At 63.6% G+C, this 24,179-nt stretch carries 27 protein-coding genes; 15 read left to right on the top strand and 12 right to left on the bottom strand.

Annotated elements, in window-relative coordinates; genetic code table 11:
• Positions 1-24 precede the first annotated feature (24 nt).
• Positions 25-363 carry a DUF3565 domain-containing protein gene (locus ACUXVH_RS08630; protein ID WP_011059293.1) on the bottom strand — a complete coding sequence of 113 codons (339 nt, stop codon included), beginning with the start codon at positions 361-363 and terminating at the stop codon, positions 25-27.
• Between ACUXVH_RS08630 and ACUXVH_RS08625 the strand changes: the two genes are divergently transcribed.
• From ACUXVH_RS08625 to ACUXVH_RS08615, 3 genes are all read left to right on the top strand, one after another.
• Positions 332-817, top strand: a complete 486-nt coding sequence (locus ACUXVH_RS08625; RefSeq protein ID WP_011059294.1) for an FKBP-type peptidyl-prolyl cis-trans isomerase — start codon at positions 332-334, stop codon at positions 815-817. The genes ACUXVH_RS08630 and ACUXVH_RS08625 overlap by 32 nt on opposite strands.
• A gap of 121 nt (positions 818-938) precedes the next feature.
• Positions 939-1,421, top strand: coding sequence for a glutathione peroxidase (locus ACUXVH_RS08620; RefSeq protein WP_015634175.1), 483 nt, complete (start codon positions 939-941; stop codon positions 1,419-1,421).
• A gap of 187 nt (positions 1,422-1,608) precedes the next feature.
• Positions 1,609-2,712 carry an NADH:flavin oxidoreductase gene (locus ACUXVH_RS08615; protein WP_011059296.1) on the top strand — a complete coding sequence of 368 codons (1,104 nt, stop codon included), beginning with the start codon at positions 1,609-1,611 and terminating at the stop codon, positions 2,710-2,712.
• Here the strand turns inward: ACUXVH_RS08615 and ACUXVH_RS08610 are convergent.
• On the bottom strand, positions 2,709-3,989 hold the full coding sequence (locus tag ACUXVH_RS08610; RefSeq protein ID WP_065364612.1) for a glycosyltransferase family 4 protein: 1,281 nt from the start codon (positions 3,987-3,989) through the stop codon (positions 2,709-2,711). The genes ACUXVH_RS08615 and ACUXVH_RS08610 overlap by 4 nt on opposite strands.
• 45 nt (positions 3,990-4,034) lie before the next feature.
• Positions 4,035-4,784, bottom strand: a complete 750-nt coding sequence (gene cysZ / locus ACUXVH_RS08605) for a sulfate transporter CysZ (RefSeq protein ID WP_011059298.1) — start codon at positions 4,782-4,784, stop codon at positions 4,035-4,037.
• Between the two features lie 310 nt (positions 4,785-5,094).
• Between cysZ and trxB the strand changes: the two genes are divergently transcribed.
• Positions 5,095-6,057: a thioredoxin-disulfide reductase gene (gene trxB, locus ACUXVH_RS08600; RefSeq protein WP_011059299.1), complete on the top strand. Its 963-nt coding sequence runs from the start codon at positions 5,095-5,097 to the stop codon at positions 6,055-6,057.
• Positions 6,058-6,203: 146 nt separating this feature from the next.
• Here trxB and ACUXVH_RS08595 read toward each other — a convergent pair whose 3' ends face one another.
• The 6 genes from ACUXVH_RS08595 to ACUXVH_RS08570 form a co-directional block, all read right to left on the bottom strand.
• Positions 6,204-6,542: a HopJ type III effector protein gene (locus ACUXVH_RS08595; protein WP_019093350.1), complete on the bottom strand. Its 339-nt coding sequence runs from the start codon at positions 6,540-6,542 to the stop codon at positions 6,204-6,206.
• Complete coding sequence (locus tag ACUXVH_RS08590) at positions 6,539-6,832, bottom strand: DUF1244 domain-containing protein (protein ID WP_011059301.1); 294 nt, start codon at positions 6,830-6,832, stop codon at positions 6,539-6,541. The genes ACUXVH_RS08595 and ACUXVH_RS08590 overlap by 4 nt, the downstream gene beginning before the upstream one ends.
• A 60-nt stretch (positions 6,833-6,892) precedes the next feature.
• Entirely contained in the window at positions 6,893-7,273 is a 381-nt protein-coding gene (gene folX / locus ACUXVH_RS08585; protein WP_011059302.1) for a dihydroneopterin triphosphate 2'-epimerase, read from the bottom strand.
• Between the two features lie 2 nt (positions 7,274-7,275).
• Complete coding sequence (gene folE, locus ACUXVH_RS08580) at positions 7,276-7,836, bottom strand: GTP cyclohydrolase I FolE (protein ID WP_011059303.1); 561 nt, start codon at positions 7,834-7,836, stop codon at positions 7,276-7,278.
• Between the two features lie 23 nt (positions 7,837-7,859).
• On the bottom strand, positions 7,860-8,570 hold the full coding sequence (gene folM / locus ACUXVH_RS08575) for a dihydromonapterin reductase (RefSeq protein ID WP_041115997.1): 711 nt from the start codon (positions 8,568-8,570) through the stop codon (positions 7,860-7,862).
• A 176-nt stretch (positions 8,571-8,746) separates the two neighbouring features.
• Positions 8,747-9,316: an antibiotic biosynthesis monooxygenase gene (locus ACUXVH_RS08570; RefSeq protein ID WP_011059305.1), complete on the bottom strand. Its 570-nt coding sequence runs from the start codon at positions 9,314-9,316 to the stop codon at positions 8,747-8,749.
• Positions 9,317-9,527: 211 nt separating this feature from the next.
• On the opposite strand from ACUXVH_RS08570, the gene ACUXVH_RS08565 reads away from it, so the two are divergent.
• Positions 9,528-10,469, top strand: a complete 942-nt coding sequence (locus tag ACUXVH_RS08565; RefSeq protein ID WP_015634184.1) for a MerR family transcriptional regulator — start codon at positions 9,528-9,530, stop codon at positions 10,467-10,469.
• A gap of 11 nt (positions 10,470-10,480) precedes the next feature.
• Here the strand turns inward: ACUXVH_RS08565 and ACUXVH_RS08560 are convergent, their stop codons facing one another.
• Complete coding sequence (locus tag ACUXVH_RS08560; protein ID WP_011059307.1) at positions 10,481-11,086, bottom strand: hypothetical protein; 606 nt, start codon at positions 11,084-11,086, stop codon at positions 10,481-10,483.
• Positions 11,087-11,154: 68 nt separating this feature from the next.
• Positions 11,155-11,613, bottom strand: a complete 459-nt coding sequence (locus ACUXVH_RS08555; protein WP_011059308.1) for a PAS domain-containing protein — start codon at positions 11,611-11,613, stop codon at positions 11,155-11,157.
• Positions 11,614-11,767: 154 nt separating this feature from the next.
• Here ACUXVH_RS08555 and ACUXVH_RS08550 point away from each other — a divergent pair, with 154 nt between their 5' ends.
• On the top strand, positions 11,768-12,223 hold the full coding sequence (locus ACUXVH_RS08550) for a flavodoxin (RefSeq protein WP_015634186.1): 456 nt from the start codon (positions 11,768-11,770) through the stop codon (positions 12,221-12,223).
• On the opposite strand, the gene ACUXVH_RS08545 is transcribed toward ACUXVH_RS08550, so the two are convergent.
• The gene (locus ACUXVH_RS08545) at positions 12,204-13,100 is read right to left on the bottom strand and encodes a LysR family transcriptional regulator (RefSeq protein WP_011059310.1); all 897 of its coding nucleotides are present in this window, start codon (positions 13,098-13,100) and stop codon (positions 12,204-12,206) included. The two genes, ACUXVH_RS08550 and ACUXVH_RS08545, sit on opposite strands and share 20 nt — an antisense overlap.
• Before the next feature lie 98 nt (positions 13,101-13,198).
• On the opposite strand from ACUXVH_RS08545, the gene ACUXVH_RS08540 reads away from it, so the two are divergent.
• The 9 genes from ACUXVH_RS08540 (at position 13,199) to ACUXVH_RS08500 (ending at position 24,179) form a co-directional block, all read left to right on the top strand.
• Positions 13,199-13,585, top strand: a complete 387-nt coding sequence (locus ACUXVH_RS08540) for a CidA/LrgA family protein (protein ID WP_011059311.1) — start codon at positions 13,199-13,201, stop codon at positions 13,583-13,585.
• Positions 13,575-14,261 carry an LrgB family protein gene (locus tag ACUXVH_RS08535; RefSeq protein WP_011059312.1) on the top strand — a complete coding sequence of 229 codons (687 nt, stop codon included), beginning with the start codon at positions 13,575-13,577 and terminating at the stop codon, positions 14,259-14,261. The genes ACUXVH_RS08540 and ACUXVH_RS08535 overlap by 11 nt, the downstream gene beginning before the upstream one ends.
• 143 nt (positions 14,262-14,404) lie before the next feature.
• A complete protein-coding gene (locus ACUXVH_RS08530; RefSeq protein WP_011059313.1) occupies positions 14,405-15,187 on the top strand; it encodes a class II aldolase/adducin family protein in 783 nt (260 codons plus the stop codon).
• Complete coding sequence (locus ACUXVH_RS08525; protein ID WP_019096053.1) at positions 15,187-16,089, top strand: alpha/beta fold hydrolase; 903 nt, start codon at positions 15,187-15,189, stop codon at positions 16,087-16,089. Before ACUXVH_RS08530 ends, ACUXVH_RS08525 begins: the two co-directional genes overlap by 1 nt.
• Before the next feature lie 138 nt (positions 16,090-16,227).
• Positions 16,228-17,139, top strand: a complete 912-nt coding sequence (locus ACUXVH_RS08520; RefSeq protein WP_011059315.1) for an SDR family oxidoreductase — start codon at positions 16,228-16,230, stop codon at positions 17,137-17,139.
• Between the two features lie 183 nt (positions 17,140-17,322).
• Positions 17,323-17,682: a hypothetical protein gene (locus ACUXVH_RS08515; protein WP_019093356.1), complete on the top strand. Its 360-nt coding sequence runs from the start codon at positions 17,323-17,325 to the stop codon at positions 17,680-17,682.
• Between the two features lie 497 nt (positions 17,683-18,179).
• Positions 18,180-19,970, top strand: a complete 1,791-nt coding sequence (locus ACUXVH_RS08510; protein ID WP_053156403.1) for a DUF1302 domain-containing protein — start codon at positions 18,180-18,182, stop codon at positions 19,968-19,970.
• A 24-nt stretch (positions 19,971-19,994) separates the two neighbouring features.
• Entirely contained in the window at positions 19,995-21,362 is a 1,368-nt protein-coding gene (locus ACUXVH_RS08505) for a DUF1329 domain-containing protein (RefSeq protein WP_015634191.1), read from the top strand.
• Between the two features lie 261 nt (positions 21,363-21,623).
• A complete protein-coding gene (locus tag ACUXVH_RS08500) occupies positions 21,624-24,179 on the top strand; it encodes a LuxR C-terminal-related transcriptional regulator (protein ID WP_065364610.1) in 2,556 nt (851 codons plus the stop codon).

The raw sequence follows: 24,179 nt of genomic DNA, 5'->3' as shown, positions 1-24,179 counted from the left end.
CGGTCTTTGGCCGTCTGCCTGAAGTCAGGCGCTAAGGTTATCGTTATCCGGGGCTTGAGCACACCAGCCGCAGGCAAAGCGCTGGCCTATTTTTTTGGCTCGCAACTGCGGCTCCAGGACCCAGGCCCGGGACTGCCAGGGCGGTTGGTGGCGCAGGTGCTGGGTATGCCCGCAGGACAGTTCAGCCACCCAATGGCCTTCTTCATCCTGATGAAAACCGCAGATTGTCGAGTGATTTTTCACGTTCCGTTGGTCCGGGTTCCGTTCGCTTTCGAGCGATTGCTTCGCTAAACTTGGACGTTCTTCATTCTTATGCAAAAGGTCCCGCCCCATGCTGATCGCCGCCAATAAGGCTGTCTCCATCGACTATACCCTCACCAACGACGCTGGTGAGGTCATCGACAGCTCTGCCGGCGGCGCCCCGCTGGTTTACCTGCAAGGCGCAGGTAACATCATTCCTGGTCTGGAAAAGGCCCTGGAAGGCAAGCAAGTTGGTGACGAACTGAAAGTCTCCGTAGAACCTGAAGATGCCTACGGCGAATACGCTGCCGAACTGGTCAGCACCCTGAGCCGCAGCATGTTCGAAGGCGTCGACGAACTGGAAGTGGGCATGCAGTTCCACGCTTCCGCTCCGGACGGCCAGATGCAGATCGTGACCATCCGTGACCTGGACGGCGACGACGTTACCGTCGACGGCAACCACCCGCTGGCCGGTCAGCGCCTGAATTTCCAGGTCAAGATCGTTGCCATCCGTGACGCCAGCCAGGAAGAAATCGCTCATGGTCACGTCCATGGCGAAGGTGGCCATCACCACTGATTTTCTGCGCTAAGCTCAAGCTTACTGGAGAGGCGCCCGAGGGCGCCTTTTTAGTCCGCGGCTTTTGGCTGTACTGTCGAGAGGCTGTTTTCTGTAAGAACACAGGAATTTGGAGTTCGTCATGAGTGCTTTTCACGACCTTAAATTGAAAGCCCTGGATGGTCAGGAGCTGCCGCTCGCGCCCTTCAAGGGGCACGTCGTGCTGGTGGTCAACGTCGCCTCCAAATGTGGTCTGACACCACAATATGCGGCGCTGGAGAATCTCTACCAGCAATACAAGGCCCAGGGATTCAGCGTGCTGGGGTTGCCTTGCAACCAGTTCGCCGGGCAGGAACCGGGCACCGAGCAGGAGATCCAGGAATTTTGCAGCCTCAACTACGGGGTGACCTTTCCCTTGAGCAGCAAACTGGACGTGAACGGTCCCGAGCGCCATCAGCTGTACCGCCTGCTGGCGGGCGAAGGCGCCGAGTTTCCCGGGGACATCACCTGGAACTTCGAGAAATTCCTATTGGGCAAGGACGGCCGGGTACTGGCGCGTTTCTCGCCGCGTACTGCTCCCGATGATCCGACAGTGATCCAGGCGATTGAAAAAGCCTTGAGCTGAACCCGCGCCGGGCCCTTGTTTAACGCCGCTTCAATGCGGCGTTTTTGCATCTAAATCACTCAAATCAATAATGCTGTGCAGTGCATTGAGGGGGGAATATTATCCTCATCATAAGTGCGCCGGGGCCGGTACCCGGCGCAGTCTTGTGCGTCGAATATCGACTCAAGCCTTTTTCTCGGAGCGCAGCATGCCTGTTCAAGCCTTGTTCAAACCCTTTCAACTCGGCGCGCTGGAACTGCCGACCCGCGTGGTGATGGCACCAATGACCCGGTCGTTTTCCCCCGGTGGCGTGCCCAACTCCAAGGTCATTGAGTATTACCGCCGCCGCGCTGCTGCGGGTGTCGGCCTGATCATTACCGAGGGCACCACGGTGGGTCACCAGGCTGCCAATGGTTACCCCAATGTGCCGCAGTTCCATGGCGAGGCGGCCCTGGCCGGCTGGAAGAAGGTGGTGGATGCGGTCCACGCCGAAGGCGGCAAGATCGTCCCGCAACTCTGGCATGTGGGCAATGTGCGGCGCCTGGGCACCGAGCCGGACGCCAGCGTGCCCGGCTACGGCCCCACCGAGAAGCTCAAGGACGGCAAGGTGCTGGTGCACGGCATGACCCACCAGGACATCCAGGAGGTGATCGCAGCCTTCGCCCAGGCCGCCAAGGATGCCCAGAGCATCGGCATGGACGGTGTGGAGATCCATGGTGCCCACGGTTACCTGGTGGACCAGTTCTTCTGGGAAGGCACCAACCAGCGTACCGATGAATACGGTGGCGACCTGGCCCAGCGCTCGCGCTTCGCCATTGAGCTGATCCAGGCCGTGCGGGCTGCCGTCGGTCCGGATTTCCCGATCATCCTGCGTTTTTCCCAGTGGAAGCAGCAGGACTACAGCGCGCGCCTGGTGCAGACCCCGGAAGCTCTGGAGGCCTTTCTCAAGCCGCTGGCGGATGCCGGTGTGGATATCTTCCACTGCTCGACCCGCCGCTTCTGGGAGCCGGAGTTCGAAGGTTCCGACCTCAACCTGGCGGGCTGGACCCGCAAACTCACCGGAAAGCCCACCATCACCGTGGGCAGCGTCGGCCTGGACGGCGAGTTCCTGCAGTTCATGGTCAACACCGACAAGGTGGCGCAGCCGGCCAGCCTGGAAAACCTGCTGCAGCGTCTGAACAACGACGAGTTCGATCTGGTGGCCGTGGGCCGTGCACTGCTGGTGGATCCGGATTGGGCGCAGAAAGTCCGTGAAGGTCGCGAGCAGGACATCCTGCCGTTCAGCCGTGACGCGCTGACGACCCTGGTTTAACTGCCGGCTCCGGGCGGCGAGGGGGGCAGCCCCCTTGCCGTGCCGAGTGTCTCCACGGCGCTGCGGGGTTTGACCGTCGCTTCGATAAGCCCTTCGTAATCCTCGGCCGGCCCGTGCTCGCAGGCACTGCGCAGGCGATCTTCAAACTGCTCGATAACCGCGGCCCAGCCCTGGCGGCTGGCATGCTGGCGGGCGTTGAGGCGTACCCGGCGCAAGGTTTCCGGTTCTTCCAGCAGCCAGCTGGCAGCGTCGCAGAAGGCGCTTTCGTCGCCGGGCATGGCCAGCACGCCGTTGTAGCCATGGCGGATATGCTGGGCTGCGGCAGCCTGATCGTAGGCCACCACCGCGAGCCCCGAGGCCAGAGCCTCCAGCACCACGTTGCCGAAGGTTTCGGTGAGGCTGGGAAACAGGAACAGATCCCCGCAGGCGTAGTGGGCGGCCAGGGCTTCGCCCCGCTGGCTACCACAGAACAGGGCCTCGGGCAGGCTTTTTTCCAGAGCCCCACGTTGCGGGCCGTCACCCACCACGATCAGCTTCATCCTGCGCTGTGGATAAGTCACCTGCAGGCGTTCGAAGCAGCGCTTGAGCAAGCCCAGGTTCTTCTCCTGCGCCAGGCGCCCAACGTGGATCACCGCCAGGTCATCGGCGCCCAGGCCCCAGTCGGCCCGCAGCGTATCGAGCCGCTTGGCTGGGTGGAACAGTTGGCTGTCGACGCCCCGGGACAGCAGGGCCAGGCGTTCGAAATGCCGGCGCTCCAGCTCCAGGTGCTGGCTGGTGCTGGGTACCAAGGTCAGTTGCGAGCGGTTGTGGAACCAGCGCAGATAGTGGGTCAGCAGGCGGGTCAGCAAACCCAGGCCATATTGGCTGGAGTACTGCTGGAAGTTGGTGTGAAAGCCGCTGACCACGGAGATTCCCAGGCGCTTGGCGGCCCGCAGCGCAGACAGCCCCAGCGGCCCCTCGGTGGCGATGTAGAGCACGTCCGGGCGCTGGCGTTTCCAGCGTCGCAGCAGCTTGTGCATCGACGACTGGCCCCATTGCAGCCCCGGGTAGCCCGGCAGCGGCCAGCCCCGGCACAGCAGCAGGGCTTCGTCGCTGGCTCGGCTCTGGTCGCAACCCTGGCGCGGGCGCACCAGCTCAACCTGATGCCCACGGGCACGCAGGCCCTCGCAGAGGCGGCCAAGGGTATTGGCCACGCCATTGATTTCCGGTGGGAAGGTTTCAGTGATGAGGGTGATATGCAGAGCTGTCGTCATGGCCTCAGTGTCGGCTGAGGCCATGTCGCCATTGTGACCTTGCGATGATGGATTTATGACGCCCCGGCCTTATTTGGCCGGCAGGTTCTCCACCCCGCGTTCACGCACCCAGAACAGCGTGGCACCGGCCACGGCGGCCGGCATCATCAGGATATTGACCAGCGGGATCAGCAGCGCCAGGTAGACGATGCCGCCAAAGCCCAGGCTCTGCCAGCGCTTCTGGCGCAGCCAGGCGAGCATGTCCTGCCAGCTCATCTTGTGGTTGTCCGCCGGGTAGTCGATGTACTGGATAGCCATCATCCAGATACCGAACAGCAGCCACAGCGGCGCGGCAATCAGGTTGACCACCGGAATCAGCGAGAGGATGAACAGGCCGATGGCCCGGGGCAGGAAGTAGCCGAGCTTGCGCATTTCCCGCGCCAGGGTGCGGGGGATCATGGCAATCAGCTCACCCCAGCTGAAGGGCGGGAAATCATCGGTGCCGCGCACCACGGTTTCGACTTTTTCCGAGAGGAAACCGTTGAAGGGTGCGGCGATGATGTTGGCCAGCATGGTGAAGCTGAAAAACACCATGAAGGCCACCAGCACCACGAACAGCGGCCAGATGACATAGCTGAGGAAACTCAGCCAACTGGGCAGGGACGGCATCAGCGCATCGACCCAGAGGCTGAATTGATGGCCGGCGAAATAGATCAATCCGACGAACAGCACCAGGTTGATTGCCAGGGGCAGGAGCACGAACAGGCGCAGGCCGGGGCTGAGGACCAGCTTCAGGCCTTCACGCAGGTATTGCGGGCCGGACAGGACAGGGGCGGGCATAGAGCGCTCCGAGCAGAATGAAAACGCGCCGACCTTACCGGCTTTGTCCTGGGGGCGAAAGCACGGCGAAGCGGTCGACATCAACGGTAACAAAGACCCTTTCAAATAGGCCTCCTGAGGATAGAGACCGCCTATGAGCTGGATTGTTAAACCGTATTTCCTTAATCTTCGCCCCCTCTATACGCTTCACCCATTATTTTTTGGACGGACGAGTTCAAGCCTTCCCCAAGGTTTCGCCGTCCTTTTTTATTCCAGCCGGCAATCCGGCGTTCCGCGCCAGGCTAGCCGGGCCGGTCGATAGGAGTGAGTCATGTCTGAAGTACGCCATTCGCGTGTGATTATTCTCGGTTCCGGCCCTGCCGGTTACAGCGCCGCCGTCTATGCCGCCCGTGCCAACCTGAAGCCGCTGCTGATCACCGGCATGCAGGCCGGTGGCCAGCTGACCACCACTACCGAAGTCGACAACTGGCCGGGTGACGTGCACGGCCTGACCGGCCCGGCCCTGATGGAGCGGATGCGCGAGCACGCCGAGCGTTTCGAGACTGAAATCGTCTTCGATCACATCAATGCCGTGGACTTCGCAGCCAAGCCCTACACCCTGACCGGTGACAGCGCGACCTACACCTGCGACGCCCTGATCATCGCCACCGGTGCCAGCGCTCGCTACCTGGGCCTGCCTTCGGAAGAAGCGTTCATGGGCAAGGGTGTTTCCGCCTGTGCCACCTGCGACGGCTTCTTCTATCGCAACAAGCCGGTGGCAGTGGTCGGTGGCGGTAACACCGCTGTTGAAGAAGCGCTGTACCTGGCCAACATCGCCAGCACCGTGACCCTGATCCACCGTCGCGAAACCTTCCGCGCCGAGAAGATCCTGATCGACAAGCTCAACGCCCGGGTGGCCGAAGGCAAGATCATCCTCAAGCTCAATGCCAACCTGGACGAAGTCCTGGGTGACAACATGGGCGTGACCGGTGCCCGCCTGAAGAACAACGACGGCAGCTTCGACGAGCTGAAGGTCGACGGCGTGTTCATCGCCATCGGCCACACCCCGAACACCTCGCTGTTCGAAGGCCAGTTGACCCTCAAGGACGGTTACCTGGTCGTGCAGGGCGGCCGTGACGGCAATGCCACCGCCACCAGCGTCGAGGGCATCTTTGCTGCCGGCGACGTGGCCGACCACGTTTACCGCCAGGCCATCACCTCGGCCGGCGCCGGTTGCATGGCGGCACTGGACACCGAGCGTTACCTGGACGGCCTGCAGAACGCTTCGTTCTGATTTGCCACCCATAAAAAAAACCGGCGCAAGCCGGTTTTTTTATGGGTGTTGCACGGTAGCAGCCGGCTTGCCGGCGAACAGGCCCTCGAGCCTTGCGCCGCTGTGCTGACGCCTTCGCCGGCGAGCCAGCTCCTACAGAATGCGGATCAGCGGCGGGTCAGCGGCTGGGCGGAGAACTTGACCCCGGCCAGGCCGTGAACGATCAGGGCGCGGATATTGCCGTGGTCAGTGCCTTCGGGGGTGGCCAGTACCGAGCGGTAGTGTTCGCCGAAGGCCAGCAGGGCCTCTTCGTCGCTCAGGCCTTCCAGCAGGGCCAGGCCCAAGGTCTTGCACGAACCTTCGTTCTGCCCGGCGGCGTTTTCCACGCCGCCGTTGTTGAAGGCCTGGGGCTGGTAGTCATAGCCGGCGGCGACAAAGGCCAGGGTGTCGGCAAAAGCGTGTTCACCGCTGTTCAGGCTGGCGCGCAGGGTGTTCAGGTCAGTCATTGGGGTTTTCCTTTGGCGAACGCCGCTTGCTGCTCGGCGCTGGCTTCTTTCTGGTAGAGATTTTTCCATTCGGCGTAGGGCATGCCATACACCACTTCACGAGCGTCATCGAGGCTGACCTCGATCTGGCGTTCGTCGGCCTCGGCCTTGTACCACTTGGACAGGCAGTTGCGGCAGAACCCGGCGAGGTTCATCAGGTCGATGTTCTGTACGTCCTTGCGGCTGTCCAGGTGGGCCACCAGGCGGCGAAAGGCCGCGGCTTCCAGTTCCAGGCGTTGTTGTTCAGTCATGGGGTTTCTCCGGGACAGGGGCAAGCGCCCAGGCGGGCGCTTGCCACTTGTGGCAGTTTTCTAGGCGCTGGCGCGGCTGGCCGCGAGGGTGATCGACACCGACTCGGCAAAACGCAGGGCGTGGGGTTTGTCGACTTCGACTTCGGCGTACTGCACCGAGGCGTTGCTCATCACCAGGTCCAGCAGCTCCTGGGTCAGGCGCTCCAGCAGGGCAAAGCGGTTGCCCTCGACATGGGCAATGATCGCCTTGGTGATGGTGCGGTAGTTCAGTGCGTGGTCGATGTCGTTGTCCCGCACCGCGTCCTGGGCCGCGTAGAGGATGGTCAGGTTGATCAGCACATCCTGCTTGTTGAGGATCTCTTCCTCGTTGATTCCGATGTAGGTCCGCAGGAGCAGGTCCTTGACTCGGATACGAGCCATTCCTGGCTGAAGTTGTGGCATTGCTACTTGCTCCGTCCAATCAATTGCAGGAATTCCTGGCGAGTGGTGCTCGAATCGCGGAAGGCGCCGAGCATCACCGAGGTGTGCATGGTGGAATTCTGTTTCTCGACGCCGCGCATCATCATGCACATGTGCTTGGCCTCGATCACCACCGCGACGCCGGCGGCCTGAGTCACGCTCTGTACCGCGTCGGCGATTTCCCGAGTGAGATTTTCCTGGATCTGCAGGCGCCTGGCGAACATGTCGACGATCCGCGCGATCTTCGACAGCCCCAGGACCTTGCCGGTAGGAATATAAGCCACATGAGCCTTGCCGATGAAGGGCAGCAGGTGATGTTCGCACAGGGAATACAGCTCGATGTCGGCGACTATCACCATTTCATCGCTGTCGGAAGCAAACAGCGCGCCGTTGACGATGTCCTCCAGCGACTGGCCGTAGCCGTGACACAGGTACTGCATGGCCTTGGCCGCGCGCTTGGGGGTATCGAGCAGGCCTTCGCGCTCGGGGTCTTCGCCCAGGTCCTTGAGGATCTCGCGATAGTGCTGGGGCAGGGAAAGGGTCATGCAAGGTCCTCACAGGGGCCGGCTTACTTGAGGTGCCGCCCGCCGTTGACGGTCAGGGTGGTGCCGGTGACATAGGGGTTGTCCAGCAGATAGCGCAGGCTCTGGTAAATCACTTCGCTGCCGGGTTCGATGCCCAGCGCGGATTTGGCCAGGGTCTTGGCGCGGTACGCCGCGTCGTCGTCGGGGTTGAACAATAGCAGGGCCGGGGCAATGCCGTTGACCTTGATTGTCGGGGCGTATTTCGCTGCGAAGGACAGGGTCAGGCTGTCCAGGCCGGCTTTGCTGGCGCAGTAGGCGATGTGCTTGCTGCTGCCCTTGCGAGTCACGTCGTCGCTGATGTGGATGATGTCTGCCGGGCTCGAGCGCTGCAGCAACTCGGCGCAATGCAGGTTGATCAGGTAGGGCGCCAGCATGTGCACGCCGAACATCCGGGCAAAGGCCGCTGCTTCGTCGCCAGGGCTCTCCTCCAGCCATTCCGAGGCGTTGTGGACGATGGCCCGCAGGCTCTGGGTACGGTTTTTCAGCTCGGTGATCAGGGCCAGGATCCCGGCTTCGCTGGAGAGATCGGCGAACAGCAGGGTCGCGCCCTTTTCCCGCAGGGCCTCAAGGCCCGGGCGCTGGCTGCGGTAGGTGACGATCACCGGCTGCCCGTCTTGGAGCAGGCGCAGGGCGCAATGCAGGCCGACTCGCTGGCTGGCGCCGGTGATCAGGATCGGGGCAGGAGAGGTGTTCATGAAGGGCTCGCGTCGCGGGTAGTGGGAAAACTATACCAGCGAGGGAAGGCCCTGTGCCTGCAGGCAACGGGCTTGCCGGCGAATGCGATCTTGCGGGGTTTTTTCGTTGGCAAGCCAGCTTCTACGGTAGGCGCGAATGTTGCGCGAGGTGTGGTAGGAGCCGGCTTGCCGGCGAATCACGGATTCTGCGTCGAGGGGGTGGCCGGCAGCGGTCGGGCCGGTGTGCTGTTGAGCCAGTTGGCCAGCAGCCGGGTGGACAGCGGAATGAAGAAATAGACCATCAGCGGGGTCAGGGCCAGGGTGCTGACAAATACCCGAGGCAGCAGGCTCAGGTCGCCGAGCAACGGGCCCAGGACAAAGTTGAACAGCAGTGACACCGGGAAGAATGCCAGCCAGATGGCCACGGCCTGCTTCCAGCGCGGCGGGCGATGGCCGGCGGCGCCGAACCAGCCGTCGATACCGCTGACCCGGTGCTCCGAAGGGTGGGCGAACAGGTCGCTGCCCCGGGCCAGCCAGGCCGTACGCGAGGCGGAGTGTTCCCAGGTATGCAGGGTGGATTCGTCGGCGAAGCGGAAGATGATCTGGAATTCGTCATCGTTGGGGGGCGGCGCAAGAACGCCGGAACCCAGGTAGCCGGGAAAGTCGGTAGCCAGTTGTTCGCCTTCGCGCAGCCAGGCGATCAGGTCCTGGTAACGGCCGTCGGCAACGCGCCGGGCAACCATCAGGGTGACGGGTGAGGTAGACATTATGTATCTCCGTAAAACCAATGCGCTGCCTGGGTAAGGCAGTCGCTTGACGAGGCACCGGGGTGGCGGGCCGCGCCTGAAGCAAGCAAGGATTATTCCTGATTGCTGCCCAGGCACCAATGACGGCGGTCGGTTTTTCTCGTGCTTGAAGCATCGCCACCTGAGGGGAGTAGAATGATCGCCACTTTGTTTTCCGGTGTTTTCTTCCCAGATGCCCGTCATGACTGAACTTGCCCCTGCCCCTCACGCCCCCGAAGCCGTTCGTCAGGACGAGTTGTTTCCGATCCGTGAGGTGGCGCGCCTGACCGGAATCAACCCGGTGACCCTGAGGGCCTGGGAACGACGCTACGGTCTGATTCAGCCGACACGCACCGAAAGTGGGCATCGCCTGTACTCCATGCACGATGTTGAGGCGGTGCGTGAGATTCTCGGCTGGATCGAACGCGGCGTGGCGGTGAGCAAAGTGGGCAAGATCCTGGCCAAGGGCCGGGCTGCCCAGGCCCAGCTCAAGGCTCCGGTGGATGGCGGCTTGCAGGGCGAATACGGCCAGTGGCGCGATCAATTGAAGCTGGCGGTCAGCGCGTTCGATGAGGAGCAGCTTGAGCGCCTCTACGGGCAGATCTTCTCCAGCTATGCCTTGCCGGTGGTGTTCCAGGACATCTTCCTGCCGTTCTGGAAGCAGTTACTGCTGGCGCGCGAGGCTTTTGGCCAGACCAGCGAATGGCTGTTCCTGGATGGCTTCCTGCGGGCGCGGATTACCCAGCGCCTGCTGTTGCAACGCGCCACCCAGAGCCGCTATCTGCTGCTGACGGCGCTCAATGAGCAATGCCGCGAACTGGAGCTGTTGGTGGCGGCGCTGATGCTCGGGCAGGACCCGATCGGTGTGCGCCTTCTAGGCGCGGGTGTGCCGCTGGAGGAACTGACCCTGGTCTGCGAAAAGGTCGCGCCGGTAGCCCTGGTGGTGTTTTCCAATCACGCACCCTCGGCCGAGTTGCCCAAGCGCCTCAAGCGCCTGGCACTGACCCTGGATTGCCCATTGCTGCTGGCCGGGGACGCGGCGGACCTGGCCCAGGACAGCCTGGTCGGTTCGCCGGTGGCTTGCCTGGGTAACGAGGGGCGCTTGATGCAGCAGCGCCTGCGCGGGTTCCTTTGAGGCGCTAGCCTTCAGGCGTGCAGTGCCGGATGGCTGTGGCGGTGCTGCTGGAGGATGAACTGGCGCAGGCGCTCGGTTTCCTCCAGGTCGCTCTGATCCAGGCGGTAGGCGTAGAAACCGGCTTCGGTCTGGCGCTCGAAGCGCCCGTGCAGGGCAATCCGTTCATAGCCCGAGGGGCTGAACCACTGGGCGAACTGCCGCGGTGGCCGGGTACCGTTGCGGATCTCCACCAATATCCCCTTGAACGAGACCTCCCGAACCCACAGGCGGCCAGGCTGGCCCCTGGCATTTTCCAGGGCCACCGGCTGCTCCAGGGCCAGGCGCCAGGGGCGCACCATGGGCCCATCCTCGAAGATGCTCGGCACCCCCAGCCGCAGGTGCAGGGCATGGAATTCGTCTTCCACCAGCTGCAGCGGGAAGGTCATCTGCTGGTTGTCGAAACGGGCCTGGATGGTGACCTTTTCATTGGCCGCCAGGCGCGTCAGCAGGTCACGGATCTGCGCGCCGCCATTGACCATCAGGCTCGAGGTGGTATCACGCACATTGAGCTGCGGGTTGTGCTGCATGGTCTGGATGAAGTCCAGTTCATCCTGGGTGAGGAGGGCGTCACGCTGCATGATGTTGCTCGGAGGGTGGAGGACAGATCGGCGGGGAATATCCCTACGACCACGAATTCCGCGATTTATTAGTGGCCGCTGGTCGCCTTGAGGGCGGCCAGTTCAGCTTGCACTTCGGCCAGTTGCTGCTCCAGCTGGAGCAAGCGTTGCTGGGCCTTGACCTGGACGCTGACGTCTTTCTGCACGCCGATGAAATAGGTCAGCTGATCACTGTCATTGAATACCGGGGTGATCGACAGCTCATTCCAGAAGTGACTGCCGTCCTTGCGGTAGTTGCGCAGCACCTCGCGGCACGGGCGGCCTTGTCGCAGGGCCTGGCGGATCACTTCCAGGCCTGGCTGGTCACGGTCCCCGGATTGCAGGAAGCGGCAATCCTGGTACAGCACTTCGTCGGCGCTGTAGCCGGTCAGCCGCTCGAAGGCCGGGTTCACATAGATCACGATGTTGTCTTCGCCTTCCTGCTCGGCGACCACAATCCCGTCGTTGGAGGCGTTGATCATCCGTTGCAGCAGATGAGCGTTGATCATCCTGAAGTTCCGCTTTCGATCAGCAAGTGCTGGAGTGTAAGAGAGGCTGGCCCGCTGTCCACCAGCGCTTTGCAGCAGAGGTGGCGGCACAGGCGGGATTTTACTCCGTAGCTGTTAATATCCCAGCCTTTTAGTCAGCTTCAGGATCAGATTGATGAAAGTCGCCATCCTTTCCGGCTCGGTGTACGGCACGGCTGAAGAAGTCGCCCGGCATGCCGCCAAACTCCTCAACGCCGCAGGTTTCGAGGCCTGGCACAACCCGCGCGCCACTCTGGCCGAGCTTCAGGCCTTCGCCCCGCAGGCGTTTCTGGCCGTGACCTCCACCACCGGCATGGGCGAGTTGCCGGACAACCTGCTGCCGCTGTATTCGAGTATTCGCGATCAGTTGCCCGCCGCCTGGCGCGGGTTGCCCGGAGCGGTCATCGGCCTGGGAGATTCCAGCTACGGCGATACCTTCTGTGGCGGTGGCGAGCAGATGCGCGAGCTGTTCGCCGAGCTGGGCGTGCAGGAAGTGCTGCCCATGCTGCGCCTGGACGCCAGCGAGAGCGTGACCCCGGAAACCGACGCCGAGCCCTGGCTGGCCGAGCTGATCAGCGCCCTGCGGGGCTGACCGGCTGTTCCCGCAGCAGCGCCAGCCAGGCTTGCGCTGCCTTGGACAGATAAGCACCCTGGCGCCAGATGAAGGCGATATCCCATCGCAGGTAGTCCGGCGCCTTCAAGGTCAGGCGCACCACCCCAGGCCGCACCAGGCCACGGGCCACCACACTGGGCAACAGCACCACGCCCTGGCCGGCGGCCACCAGCGCCGCCAGGAAATCCGCCTGGCCGCTGCGCCCGCCTTCCCTGGGGGTGAAACCCACCTGCTGGCAGGCCTGCAACAGCCGGTCGTTGAGCACGAAACTGCGCTGGTACAGGAGGAACGGCGTGTCCGCCAGTTCTTCCAGGCGTACCTGGGCGTTCATCGCCAAGGGGTGATCGGCGGGCAGCAAGGCATCCAGCGGTTCATCGCAGAAGGGCTGGTAGGCGAACGCCGGGTCCTTGGGGGTCAGGCTGCCCCCCAGTTCCAGTTCGCCGTTGCGCACCGCCTGTTCGACATTCAGGCTGCCGCCTTCGAGCAACTGCACCTGGATATTCGGATAGCGCCGGCGGTATTCGGCAAAACGGCTGGCGAACAGCGCGTCACTGCCTAGCAGCGGCAGCCCCAGGCGCAGTTCCCCCCGTGCCAGCTGGCTCAGGTCGTCCAGTTCGCTGAGCAGTTCGTGGCGCAGGCGCAACATGCCTTCGGCCCGTTGCAGCACCACGTTGCCGGCGGCGGTGAGGTGGATATGCGAACCCTGGCGCTCCAGCAAGGGCGTGCCGAGGCTCTGTTCCAGCTGGGCGATCTGCTTGCTGACCGCCGACTGGCTGATGTGCAGGGTCCTGGCCGCCTGGGTGAAGCCGCCCTGGCGGATCACCTCGACAAAGCTGCGCAGTTGTTTGAAATCCATGGCGTTGATTCCAGATTGGAATGGCTTCCAGTCTAACAATTCGCTTCGGTAATCATGGGGCTTTTCATAAAATAAACCCCTGAGAGGACCGAACCACCATGAACATTTCCACCTGCAAACGCCTGGGCCGCCTGATTCTTGAACTGGCGGTGCTGCTGGCCATCTATTTTCTCGGCTGCCAACTGGCCAGCTGGCTGCCCTGGCCGATTCCCGGTGGGGTCATGGGCCTTGCGCTGTTGCTGCTGGCCTTCGCCTTGGGCTGGGTCAAGCCGGCGGCCCTGCAGCTGGGGGCTGGCCTGTTGATGGCCGAGATGCTGCTGTTCTTCATTCCCGCACTGATGAGCCTGCTGGACTACGGCGGCCTGCTGCGCCAGGACGGCTGGCGGATTCTGCTGGTAATAGGCGTCAGCACCCTGCTGGTGATGCTGGTGACAGCCTTGACCGTGGAATTGGTGTGCCGCTGGAGGATGCGCCATGAAGCTTGAAGCCATGCCGGTGTTCTGGCTGGCCCTGACCCTGGGCGCCTACCTGTTCAGCCGCTGGATCTACCGGCGCACCGGGCGCTACCTGCTGTCGCCGCTGATTCTGGTGCCGGCCCTGCTGCTGGCGGTCGCCGTGCCGCTGCACACCGCCTACGCCGAATACGCCGCCAATACCCACTGGCTGATGCTGGTACTGGGGCCGGTGACCGTGGCCTTCGCCATTCCCATCTGGCAGCAGCGGCAACTGCTGATGCGCCACTGGTCGGCATTGCTGCTGGGCATGCTGGCGGGCAGCGCGGCTTCCATTGGCAGCTCGTTCGGCCTGGCCAAGGCCCTGGCCCTGGACAGCTCGGTGACCCTGTCCCTGGTGCCGCGCTCCATCACTACGCCGTTCGCCATGCCCCTGGCCCATGACCTGGGCGGCGTACCCGAGCTGACTGCGGTATTCGTGATGTTCACCGGGGTATTCGGGGCCATGCTCGGCGGTGTGCTGCTGCGCTGGCTGCCGCTGCGCAGCGCCCTGGCCCGCGGTGCCCTGTTTGGCGTCGGGGCCCATGGTGCAGGGGTGAGCCGGGCCCATGAAGTGGGGGGCGAAGAAGGTTCGGTGGCAGGGCTGGTGATGGTCCTGACCGGGCTTCTGAACCTGTTCGCCGCCCCTTTGCTGGCGTCGTTGCTTTGACGCGCAAGCCCCGGGCCAGGGCCTGATTCCCGGCTGACCCGCATGGCCATCAAGCTGGCTGCCAATGCAACTCCGCCAGCGGCGTGAGCTGTCTAGACTCTGGAGGTCCTCTTCCTATAAGAACCATCACCGAGGTCCTTGCCGTGAGCCTAGCCCCCGTTCAATCGACACCGAGTGTAAAAAACCAGGTCAGCGCCATCGAGTGGCAAACCCGCGTGGACCTGGCTGCCTGCTATCGCCTGGTGGCGATGCATGGCTGGGACGACCTGATTTTCACCCACATCTCCGCCAAGGTGCCGGGCACCGAAGATTTCCTGATCAACCCGTTTGGCCTGATGTTCCACGAGATCACCGCGTCGAGCCTGGTGAAGGTCGACCAGGCCGGCAACAAGCTGATGGACAGCCCCTACGAGATCAACCCGGCGGGCTACACCATTCACAGCGCGGTGCATGCGGTGCGTCACGATGTGGTTTGCGTGCTGCACACCCATACCGCGGCCGGGGTTGCGGTGTCGGCGCAGAAGCAGGGCGTCTTGCCCATCAGCCAGCAGTCGCTGTTCGTGTTGTCGAGCCTGGGTTACCACCCCTATGAAGGTGTGGCCCTGAACCCCGAGGAGAAGGTCCGGCTGCAGGCCGACCTGGGGGACAACAGTTTCCTGATGCTGCACAACCATGGCCTGCTCACCTGCGGCGCGACCATCGCCGACACCTTCCTGATGATGTTCACCTTCCAGCGCGCCTGCGAGATCCAGGTGCTGGCGCAGAACGGCGGCGCCGAGCTGATTGCCATCCCTGCGCCGATCCTGGCCGGGGCCAGGGCGATGATCGCTGGTGTCACCCGCAGCGCTCAGGGCATGGGCGGCGCTCTGGCCTGGCCGGCCCTGCTGCGCAAACTCGATCAACTCGACCCGGGTTACACACTCTGATGCCTATTGCCGAGATCCCGCTGTGCGTGTGGCGTACACGCGGACATGACCTGCTCTTTCGCGGCCAGCGCATCCGTTACTGGGTGGCCGGGCAGGGCGAGCCGCTGCTGCTGATCCATGGCTTTCCCACCGCCAGCTGGGACTGGCACTACCTGTGGCAGCCCCTGGCCCGGCATCATCAGGTGATCGCCTGCGACATGCTGGGCTTCGGTGATTCGGCCAAGCCCCTGGAGCATGACTACAGCCTGCTGGAGCAGGCTGACCTGCAGCAGGCGCTGCTGGCCCATCTGGGTATCGCCGAGCCGGTGCATCTGCTGGCCCACGACTACGGCGACAGCGTTGCCCAGGAGTTGCTGGCCCGGCACTACGAAGAGCGGATCGATATCGCCAGTTGCGTGTTTCTCAACGGCGGCCTGTTCCCGGAAACCCATCGCCCGGTGCTGACCCAGAAGCTGCTGCTCAGCCCGCTGGGCTGGATGCTCGGGCGAACGTTCAGCCGCCAGGGCCTGGCCAAGAGTTTCCGGCAGATATTCGGCCCCCAGAACCGCCCCAGCGAGTCGGTGCTGGATGATTTCTGGAGCCTGGTGCAGAGCAACGATGGCCCGCGAATCCTGCACAAGCTGATCGGCTATATCCCTGAGCGCCGGGCCCGGCGTGAACGTTGGGTCAGTGCCATGCAGCGCGGCGAGGTGCCCCTGCGGGTGATCGATGGTGCCCTGGACCCGATTTCCGGGGCACACATGGTGGAGCGCTATCGGCAATTGATCCCACGGGCCGACACGGTGCTGCTGCCGAGCATCGGGCATTACCCGCAGATCGAAGCGCCCCTGGCGGTGCTCAAGCATTACCTGGAGTTTCGCGACAATCTGCTGTCGCCATCATCACGGTTGGCGTGTTCCTGAACCCCGCGGCCTTGAGCGGGCAAGGCGATTATCCCGCTGCCTTATTGCGCACCATTCAGGTCAAAACGTTTTTATTGTGACCAAAGGCTGGCTGCCTGACACTCGAAGCATTGTCCATTGGCCCTGCTGGAGTTCGGTATGAGTGAGTCTGTGCGCTTGGAAGATAAAGTGGTGATCGTCACCGGGGCCGGCGGTGGCCTGGGCCGGGCCCATGCACTGCTGTTCGCCCGGCACGGCGCCAAGGTGCTGGTCAACGACCTCGGCGGCTCGGCCCAGGGCGAAGGCGCCAGCGCTTCGGCCGCCGACCGCGTGGTGGCGCAGATCCGCGAGGCCGGCGGTATCGCCGAAGCCAGCCATGACTCGGTCACCGACGGTGAAAAGATCGTGCAGAACGCCCTGGATGTGTTTGGCCGGGTCGATGTGGTGGTCAACAACGCGGGGATCCTGCGGGACAAGACCTTCCACAAGATGGAGGACGCCGATTGGGACCTGGTGTATCGGGTGCATGTCGAGGGGGCCTACAAGGTCACCCGCGCCGCCTGGCCACACCTGCGCGACCAGGGGTATGGGCGGGTGATCTTCACCGCTTCCACCTCGGGCATCTATGGCAACTTCGGCCAGTCCAACTACGGCATGGCCAAGCTCGGCCTGTACGGCCTGACCCGGACCCTGGCCATCGAAGGGCGCAAGAACAACATCCTGGTCAACGCCATCGCGCCCACCGGCGGTACGCGGATGACCGAGGGGCTGATTCCGCCCCAGGTGTTCGAGCAGCTCAAGCCCGAACTGGTCAGCCCGCTGGTGGTGTACCTGGGCAGCGAGCAGTGCCAGGAAACCTCCGGCCTGTTCGAAGTGGGCGGCGGCTGGATCGGCAAGGTGCGCTGGGAGCGCAGCCTGGGCGCCGGCTTCGATCCTCGCCAGGGCTTTTCCCCGGAAGACGTGGCGGCCCACTGGCAGCAGATCTGCGACTTCGAGGGCGCGGCTCACCCCAAGGACAATATCGAGGCGTTGAAGGAGATGATGCAGAATCTGCAAAAGTACGCCCTCTGAAGCGCCCCTTTGTCCATCCCCTATCGCCTGTGCCAGGGTGATAGGGGCCGGCTTCTGGCGCTAAGTGCGCCGGGTTTTCAGCACTGGATGCATCACCCCGCCGGGCCCTGGCCCCGGCGGTTTTACTCCTGCAGCGTTCGTCACTATGCTCGACGGTCCGCGAACGAACAGGGAGTGCTGCATATGTATGAGTCAAAGGATCAGCCGGTATTGTCGCGGCTGCTGTTCATCCGCCGTTTATGCATGCATGGGCTGGTGGTGCTGGCGCTGATCATCTTCTCGGTGCTGCTGGGTATCAGCGGCCTGCTGTACTTCGAACAAGACATTTCCTTCCATGACGCCTTGTATGACGCGGCCATGATCCTCGGCGGCATCGGCCCCATCAACATGCCGCAAACCCCTGGTGGCAAACTGTTTTTTGCCAGCTACGGGCTTTATACCAACCTGGTCTTCGCTGCCACCCTGGGCTTGATCCTGTCCCCAGTGGCGCACCGTCTGCTGCACAAGTTTCATTACGACGAGAGCGAGGACGACGCGGCGTAGTTGCCACTTTCCTCTGGTGTTCCAGGCATAAAAAAGGCCGCTGCAAGAGCAGCGGCCGAAGCAAGACGTTAGATCAAGGAGCTACAAAATCAACGTCGGTGAACCAGGGGCAGCAGCTTGAATCACACGCCTTCAAGCGGCTGGAAATCATTCCCGGGAACAGTTCGTGCCCGGTACTTGCAAGGTCAGTGGCAAGCGGTTGTTTGCCGTGACTGCGAGTGAAGAATAAGCCCTGGCCGGGTACGGAAAAATAGCGATTCAGGACAAGGACTGTTACAGCCTGAGCAACAGTCTGAGCGTTTTTTCGCCCCGGTCATCCCCCTGCATCGACGCCCCTGATAAGCCTGCATCCAGCCGCTGGATAACCCCTTGAACGGCCGTGATGGCAAGGGCACTAATTCCTTCGAGTGACAGCGCGAATACCTCCTTGGTGCGCTTATCGACCGTGCTACCCCGGCAGTAGGGTGAGGCCTCCTGTCACTCACCGGGGAAGACGCATGACAAGAATAACAATGCGCGCCATCTTCAAACCGCAGGCGCTGGCCGTCGCGGTGGCGCTGGGCTGCTGCGCCCAGGCGCAGGCGGTGTCGTTCAACATCGGGGAAATCGAAGGGCAGTTCGACTCGTCGCTATCGGTTGGTGCCAGCTGGGGCATGCGCAATGCCGACCGCGCCTTCGTCGGAACGGTCAATGGCGGTACCGCCCAGTCGTCCACCGGCGACGATGGCCGCCTGAACTTCAAGAAGGGCGAAACCTTCTCGAAGATCTTCAAGGGCCTGCATGACCTGGAACTCAAGTACGGCGACACCGGGGTCTTCGTTCGCGGCAAGTACTGGTACGACTTCGAGCTCAAGGACGAAGACCGCGAGTTCAAGCCCATCAGCGACCACAACCGCAAGGAGGGCGCCAAGTCCTCGGGGGCGCAGATCCTCGATGCCTTCGTCTACCACAACTATTCCATTGCCGACCTGCCGGGTACCGTGCGTGCCGGCAAGCAGGTGGTCAGCTGGGGCGAGAGCACCTTCATCGGCAACTCCATCAACAGCATCAACCCTGTGGATGTCTCGGCCTTTCGCCGCCCCGGCGCCGAAATCAAGGAAGGCCTGGTGCCGGTGAACATGCTGTTCGCTTCCCAGGGCCTGACCAACCAGCTGACCGTGGAAGGCTTCTATCAGCTGGAGTGGGACCAGACCGTGGTGGACAACTGCGGCACCTTCTTCGGCAACGACGTGGTGGCCGATGGCTGCACCACCGGCTACACCGTCGGCAGCCCGGCCATCGCGCCGTTGCAGCCGGTGGCGGCGGCCTTCGGCCAGGGCTTCCAGGTGACCCGCGAAGGGGTGATCCTGCCCCGCGGCGGTGATCGTGATGCCCGCGACTCCGGGCAGTGGGGCGCCGCCCTGCGCTGGCTCGGCGATGACACCGAGTACGGCCTGTACTTCATGAACTACCACTCCCGCAGCCCGGTGGTGAGTACCACCACGGCCAATGTCAGCGCGACGACCCTGGGCGCCATTGCCGGCGTCGCCAACGGCATCGTTCCGGGTTCTGGCAGTGGCCTGGTGCAAAGCGTGATGCTTGGCCGTGGCCAGTACTACCTCGAATACCCGGAAGACATCCGCCTGTATGGCGCCAGTTTCTCCACCACCCTGCCCACCGGCACCGCCTGGACCGGCGAGATCAGCTATCGGCCCAACGCGCCGGTGCAGGTCAACACCAACGACCTGACCCTGGCCCTGCTCAACCCTATTTCCGGGGGCGCGGCGTCGCCGATCAAGACCGCCATGGGGGCCGACAACACCGGCTACCGGCGCAAGGAAATCACTCAGATCCAGAGTTCCATGACCCAGTTCTTCGATCAGGTGCTGGGGGCCGACCGCCTGACCCTGGTAGGCGAGGCGGCAGTGGTCCACGTCGGAGGCCTGGAAGACAAGAGCAAGCTGCGCTACGGCCGGGACTCGGTGTACGGCCAATACGGCTACGGGGGCGACACCGACGGTTTCGTCACGGCCACCTCCTGGGGCTATCGCGCCCGGGCCATCCTCGACTACAGCAACGTGATCGCCGGCATCAACTTCAAGCCCAACCTTTCCTGGTCCCATGACGTCAACGGCTACGGGCCCAACGGCCTGTTCAACCAGGGCGCCAAGGCCCTGAGCGTTGGAGTGGATGCCGACTACCGCAACACCTACACCGCCAGCCTCAGCTACACCGACTTTTTTGGCGGGCGCTACAACACCCTGACCGACCGGGACTTCCTCGCGTTGAGCTTTGGCGTGAACTTCTGAACCGGCACAAGAAGGAGCATTTGAATGCGCAAGATGATTCTGCAATGCAGCGCCCTGGCACTGGGGTTGTGGGCGGCCAACCTGATGGCCGCCGTGAGCCCGGAAGAAGCCGCCAAGCTGGGAACCAGCCTGACCCCGGTGGGTGCGGAAAAAGCCGGTAATGCCGACGGCTCGATCCCGGCCTGGACCGGAGGCATTCCCAAGAATGCCGGGGCGGTGGACAGCAAGGGCTTTCTCGCCGACCCGTTCGCCAATGAAAAACCGCTGTTCATCATCACCGCGGCGACGGTGGACAAATACAAGGACAAGCTTTCGGACGGCCAGGTGGCGATGTTCAAGCGCTACCCGGACAGCTATCGGATCCCGGTCTACCCCACTCACCGCAGCGTCGGCTTGCCACCCGAGATCTACGAGTCGGCCAAGCGCAGCGCCTTGAGCGTGACCACTACCAACGACGGCAACGGCCTGGCCAACTTTACCGGCAACCGTTACTACGCCTTCCCGATTCCGAAGAACGGCATCGAGGTGCTGTGGAACCACCTGACCCGTTATCACGGCGGCAACCAGAAGCGCATCGTCACCCAGGTCACCCCGCAGACCAACGGCAGCTACACCTCGATCCGTTTCGAGGAAGAGGTGGCGGCGCCGCAACTGATCCCGGACCTGGACCCGGCCAAGGCGGCCAACGTGCAGAACTTCTTCAAGCAGTCGGTGACCGCCCCGGCGCGGCTGGCGGGCAACGTGCTGCTGGTCCACGAGACCCTGGACCAGGTCAAGGAACCGCGTTCGGCATGGATCTACAACGCGGGCCAGCGTCGCGTGCGCCGCGCCCCGCAAGTGGCCTACGACGGCCCGGGCACCGCCGCCGACGGCCTGCGCACCTCGGACAACTTCGACATGTTCTCCGGTGCTCCCGACCGTTACGACTGGAAGCTGGTGGGCAAGAAGGAGATGTACATCCCCTACAACAGCTACAAGCTGGATTCCCCGAGCCTCAAGTACGACGACATCGTCAAGGCCGGGCACATCAACCAGGACCTGACCCGCTATGAACTGCACCGGGTGTGGGAAGTGGTGGGCACGGTCAAGCCCAACCAGCGGCACATCTACGCCACTCGGCACATGTACATCGACGAGGACAGCTGGCAGGTGGCCCTGGTGGACCACTATGACGGACGCGGCCAACTGTGGCGGGTAGCCGAAGGTCATGCGCAGTACTACTACGACCACCAGGTACCGGCCTACACCCTGGAGGCCCTGTATGACCTGAACGCCGGCCGTTACCTGGCCCTGGGCATGAAGAACGAAGAGAAGCACAGCCTGGAGTTCGGCTTTGCCGCCAAGGCGGCCGACTACACCCCGGCGGCCCTGCGCGCCAGCGGAGTGCGCTAGGCGCCTCTTGGGTTGCAGTGGAGCAATGGTCGAGCCGCACGCTCTTGGGGCGTGCGGCTTTTTATGGCGGCCAGTCCTGGCAAGCGAGCTTGCTCGCCACAGTCGCGGCAATACTGCGTTCCTCTTGACTGGCAGTTATCCGACTGCCTGGTCGGTTTTTTTATGGGGGCTGATCAGCCTGCTGAATACTTCTTCAACTGGCCGGGAGGTCGGGGCTAGGGTGGGGCTACGCTGGCTAAAACTATAAAAAGGCACGCCGCAATGACCGCCATGACTCGTTGTCCAGAGCGTCCCGGGTTCATGCCCCGTTTGTCCTCCCATCATTTTTCCCGCAGCCGTCTGAGCGCGCCGTTGCTGGCCTCCGGTGCGCGGGTCAAGCTGCTTTGCGCGCCTGCCGGCAGCGGCAAGACGGCGCTGCTGGCTGAGTGCCTGCAACAGGCACCGGAGACCTGCCGGGTGAGCTGGTTGCCGTTGTCCGGCGGGCGGCATAGCCCGCAGGGGCTGTGCGCTGCCCTGGCCCAGGCCCTGGGGCTGGAGCGCGATGACGAAGCCACGGTGCTGCAGCACCTGGCGCACCTGCAGGCGCCGGCCTGGATCTTCATCGATGACTATTGCCGGGTCGCGGCTGCGGACCTGGACCTGCTGCTCGATCGCCTGCTGAGCCTGGACAACCCGCAGTTGACCTGGTGGCTGGGTTGCCGTCGCCGGCCCCTGTGCAACTGGCCACGCCTGCTGCTGGACGATCAGTTGTTCGAGCTGGACGGCCCGGCACTGGCATTCAGCCAGATCGAGATCGAGCAACTGCTGCAACGGCTGCCGCAACCCCTGTGTGCGCAGACCGCCAGTCGCATTCTGCAACGCAGTGGCGGCTGGTGCGCCGGGGTGCGCATCGCCTTGCTGGAAGGCAGCGAGCTGACGATTCAGCCCTGCAAGCCGGGGCGCCCCAATACCTTGCTGGAGTACCTGGAGCACGAGCTGTTCAGCGTGCTGCCGGCGGAGCTGGCGCAAGTCTGGCAAGTACTGGCGCACCTGCCACGTTTCAACGCCGAGCTGTGCGAGCATCTGTTCGGCGTCGGGGAGGGTGCCCAGTACCTGCGGACCCTGCAGGACATGGCCTGCTTCATCGAACCCTGGGACGGTGGCGGCGACTGGCTCCAGGTGTTTCCGCCGCTGGCCCGGCTAATGCGCGACGAAGCCTGGCCGGGGGGGCGCTCCTGGCATCGCCGGGCCTGCCAGTGGTTCATTGCCCAGGAGGATTGGCAGTCGGCCTTTGAGCAGGCGCTGCGGGCCCAAGAGTATGAAGTCGCGGTCAGCCTGCTGGAGCATTTCAGTTTCGAGTTCCTGTTCCAGCAGGACAATGCGCTGCTGTTGCTGCAACTGCATGAGCGCCACGGTGGCGAACTCTTGCTGGTGTCGCCGCACCTGGTGGGACTGCTGGTTGCGGCCATGCTGTTTGCCGGGCGCTTCGAGCAGGCCGGGCAGTGCATGGCGCAGATGGCCCGGTTCGCCCCCCAGCCCTCGGCAGCGCAGCAGCGTCAGTTGCTGGCCCGCTGGCAGGCACAGCAGGGCTGGCTGCTGCACCTGAGCGGGCGGATGGAGGCGGCGCGGCAGCATTTTATCGAGGCCCTGGATGAGCTGGCGGACAGCGCCTGGACCACCCGCCTGCTGTGCCTGTCGGGGCTGACCCAGCAGGCCCTGCTGGGTGCGGAGCTGGATGTGGCCCAGGCCCTCAATCGTGAAGCCCTGTGCCTGGCCCGGGCCCAGGATGCCCAGCTGTTCGAAGGCCTGCTGGAACTGGACCATGCCCAGTTGCTGGAGCAAAGGGGCGCGCCGCATCGGGCCCAGAGCCTGCTGGAGCAGGTCTGTGAGCGCTTGTCGATGCAGGCGCTGCGGGCGACCCCGCTGCTCGGTCGCATCGCCCTGCGTCTCGGTCGCCTGGCCTTGCGCCAGGGGCATGCAGAGCAGGCGGCCGGCTACTTTCGCAGCGGCCTCGAGGATTGCCTGCTGAGCCACGACAAGCGTGCCTTGTATGGTTTCCTCGGCCAGGCCCAACTGGCGGCCAACCAGGGTGATTATGCCCAGGCCTTCGTACGCCTGCGGGATGCGGAGCGGCTGATGCAGCAGCGGCAGATTCCCGACACGGTGTACCGGGGCGTGCTGTTGCAGGTCAGCAGCCAGCTCTGGCTGCAACAGGGGCGACCGGAGCTGGCTCAGGAGGCCTTGAGCCGCTTGCTCCGGCACTTTCGCGGCCCGCAGGCGCTACAGGCGCCACCGGCCACCCTGGAGTTGATTCCGGGGATCGAATACCTGCTGGTGCTGGCCGAGGTGCACCTGGGGCGGGCCCAGGCGCCGATCGCTACCTTGCAGGGGCTGCTGGCCCGGGCCCAACGCCACGGCATGCAGGGGTTGGAGGCCGAGGTGCAACTGGCCCTGGCCGAGGTCGCCCACCTGCAAGGCAACCCGGCGCTGGCGCAGGAAGCATTGCAGGCCGGGCAGGCACTGGTGCAGCGATGCAACCTGCCGCAGGCACTGCACGAACTGCGCCTGCGGCAACCACTCTTGCTGGCTGCGGGGGAAACGCTGCAGACGCCGTCATCGGCAGGCCCCCTGGAAAACCGCGAAAGCCTGCTCAGCCTGCGGGAATTGCAAGTGCTGCAACTGATCGCCCAGGGCTGTTCAAACCAGCAGATCGCCGAGCAATTGTTCATTTCCCTGCATACCGTGAAGACCCACGGGCGCCGGATTCACAGCAAGCTGGGGGTGGAGCGGCGTACCCAGGCGGTAGCCAAGGCCCAGGCCCTGGGGCTGATGAGTTGA

It is taken from the genome of Pseudomonas sp. 8(2025) (assembly GCF_052665325.1).
This window is presented reverse-complemented; position numbering and strand designations above follow the sequence as displayed.

What these genes read in the sequence shown, in the direction of transcription:
- ACUXVH_RS08625 (WP_011059294.1), top strand. Translation starts at nt 332, where the DNA reads ATGCTGATCGCCGCCAATAAGGCTGTCTCCATCGACTATACCCTCACC.
- ACUXVH_RS08630 (WP_011059293.1), bottom strand. Translation starts at nt 363, where the DNA reads ATGGAGACAGCCTTATTGGCGGCGATCAGCATGGGGCGGGACCTTTTG.
- ACUXVH_RS08620 (WP_015634175.1), top strand. Translation starts at nt 939, where the DNA reads ATGAGTGCTTTTCACGACCTTAAATTGAAAGCCCTGGATGGTCAGGAG.
- ACUXVH_RS08615 (WP_011059296.1), top strand. Translation starts at nt 1,609, where the DNA reads ATGCCTGTTCAAGCCTTGTTCAAACCCTTTCAACTCGGCGCGCTGGAA.
- ACUXVH_RS08610 (WP_065364612.1), bottom strand. Translation starts at nt 3,989, where the DNA reads ATGGCCTCAGCCGACACTGAGGCCATGACGACAGCTCTGCATATCACC.
- cysZ (WP_011059298.1), bottom strand. Translation starts at nt 4,784, where the DNA reads ATGCCCGCCCCTGTCCTGTCCGGCCCGCAATACCTGCGTGAAGGCCTG.
- trxB (WP_011059299.1), top strand. Translation starts at nt 5,095, where the DNA reads ATGTCTGAAGTACGCCATTCGCGTGTGATTATTCTCGGTTCCGGCCCT.
- ACUXVH_RS08595 (WP_019093350.1), bottom strand. Translation starts at nt 6,542, where the DNA reads ATGACTGACCTGAACACCCTGCGCGCCAGCCTGAACAGCGGTGAACAC.
- ACUXVH_RS08590 (WP_011059301.1), bottom strand. Translation starts at nt 6,832, where the DNA reads ATGACTGAACAACAACGCCTGGAACTGGAAGCCGCGGCCTTTCGCCGC.
- folX (WP_011059302.1), bottom strand. Translation starts at nt 7,273, where the DNA reads ATGCCACAACTTCAGCCAGGAATGGCTCGTATCCGAGTCAAGGACCTG.
- folE (WP_011059303.1), bottom strand. Translation starts at nt 7,836, where the DNA reads ATGACCCTTTCCCTGCCCCAGCACTATCGCGAGATCCTCAAGGACCTG.
- folM (WP_041115997.1), bottom strand. Translation starts at nt 8,570, where the DNA reads ATGAACACCTCTCCTGCCCCGATCCTGATCACCGGCGCCAGCCAGCGA.
- ACUXVH_RS08570 (WP_011059305.1), bottom strand. Translation starts at nt 9,316, where the DNA reads ATGTCTACCTCACCCGTCACCCTGATGGTTGCCCGGCGCGTTGCCGAC.
- ACUXVH_RS08565 (WP_015634184.1), top strand. Translation starts at nt 9,528, where the DNA reads ATGCCCGTCATGACTGAACTTGCCCCTGCCCCTCACGCCCCCGAAGCC.
- ACUXVH_RS08560 (WP_011059307.1), bottom strand. Translation starts at nt 11,086, where the DNA reads ATGCAGCGTGACGCCCTCCTCACCCAGGATGAACTGGACTTCATCCAG.
- ACUXVH_RS08555 (WP_011059308.1), bottom strand. Translation starts at nt 11,613, where the DNA reads ATGATCAACGCTCATCTGCTGCAACGGATGATCAACGCCTCCAACGAC.
- ACUXVH_RS08550 (WP_015634186.1), top strand. Translation starts at nt 11,768, where the DNA reads ATGAAAGTCGCCATCCTTTCCGGCTCGGTGTACGGCACGGCTGAAGAA.
- ACUXVH_RS08545 (WP_011059310.1), bottom strand. Translation starts at nt 13,100, where the DNA reads ATGGATTTCAAACAACTGCGCAGCTTTGTCGAGGTGATCCGCCAGGGC.
- ACUXVH_RS08540 (WP_011059311.1), top strand. Translation starts at nt 13,199, where the DNA reads ATGAACATTTCCACCTGCAAACGCCTGGGCCGCCTGATTCTTGAACTG.
- ACUXVH_RS08535 (WP_011059312.1), top strand. Translation starts at nt 13,575, where the DNA reads ATGAAGCTTGAAGCCATGCCGGTGTTCTGGCTGGCCCTGACCCTGGGC.
- ACUXVH_RS08525 (WP_019096053.1), top strand. Translation starts at nt 15,187, where the DNA reads ATGCCTATTGCCGAGATCCCGCTGTGCGTGTGGCGTACACGCGGACAT.
- ACUXVH_RS08520 (WP_011059315.1), top strand. Translation starts at nt 16,228, where the DNA reads ATGAGTGAGTCTGTGCGCTTGGAAGATAAAGTGGTGATCGTCACCGGG.
- ACUXVH_RS08515 (WP_019093356.1), top strand. Translation starts at nt 17,323, where the DNA reads ATGTATGAGTCAAAGGATCAGCCGGTATTGTCGCGGCTGCTGTTCATC.
- ACUXVH_RS08510 (WP_053156403.1), top strand. Translation starts at nt 18,180, where the DNA reads ATGACAAGAATAACAATGCGCGCCATCTTCAAACCGCAGGCGCTGGCC.
- ACUXVH_RS08505 (WP_015634191.1), top strand. Translation starts at nt 19,995, where the DNA reads ATGCGCAAGATGATTCTGCAATGCAGCGCCCTGGCACTGGGGTTGTGG.
- ACUXVH_RS08500 (WP_065364610.1), top strand. Translation starts at nt 21,624, where the DNA reads ATGACCGCCATGACTCGTTGTCCAGAGCGTCCCGGGTTCATGCCCCGT.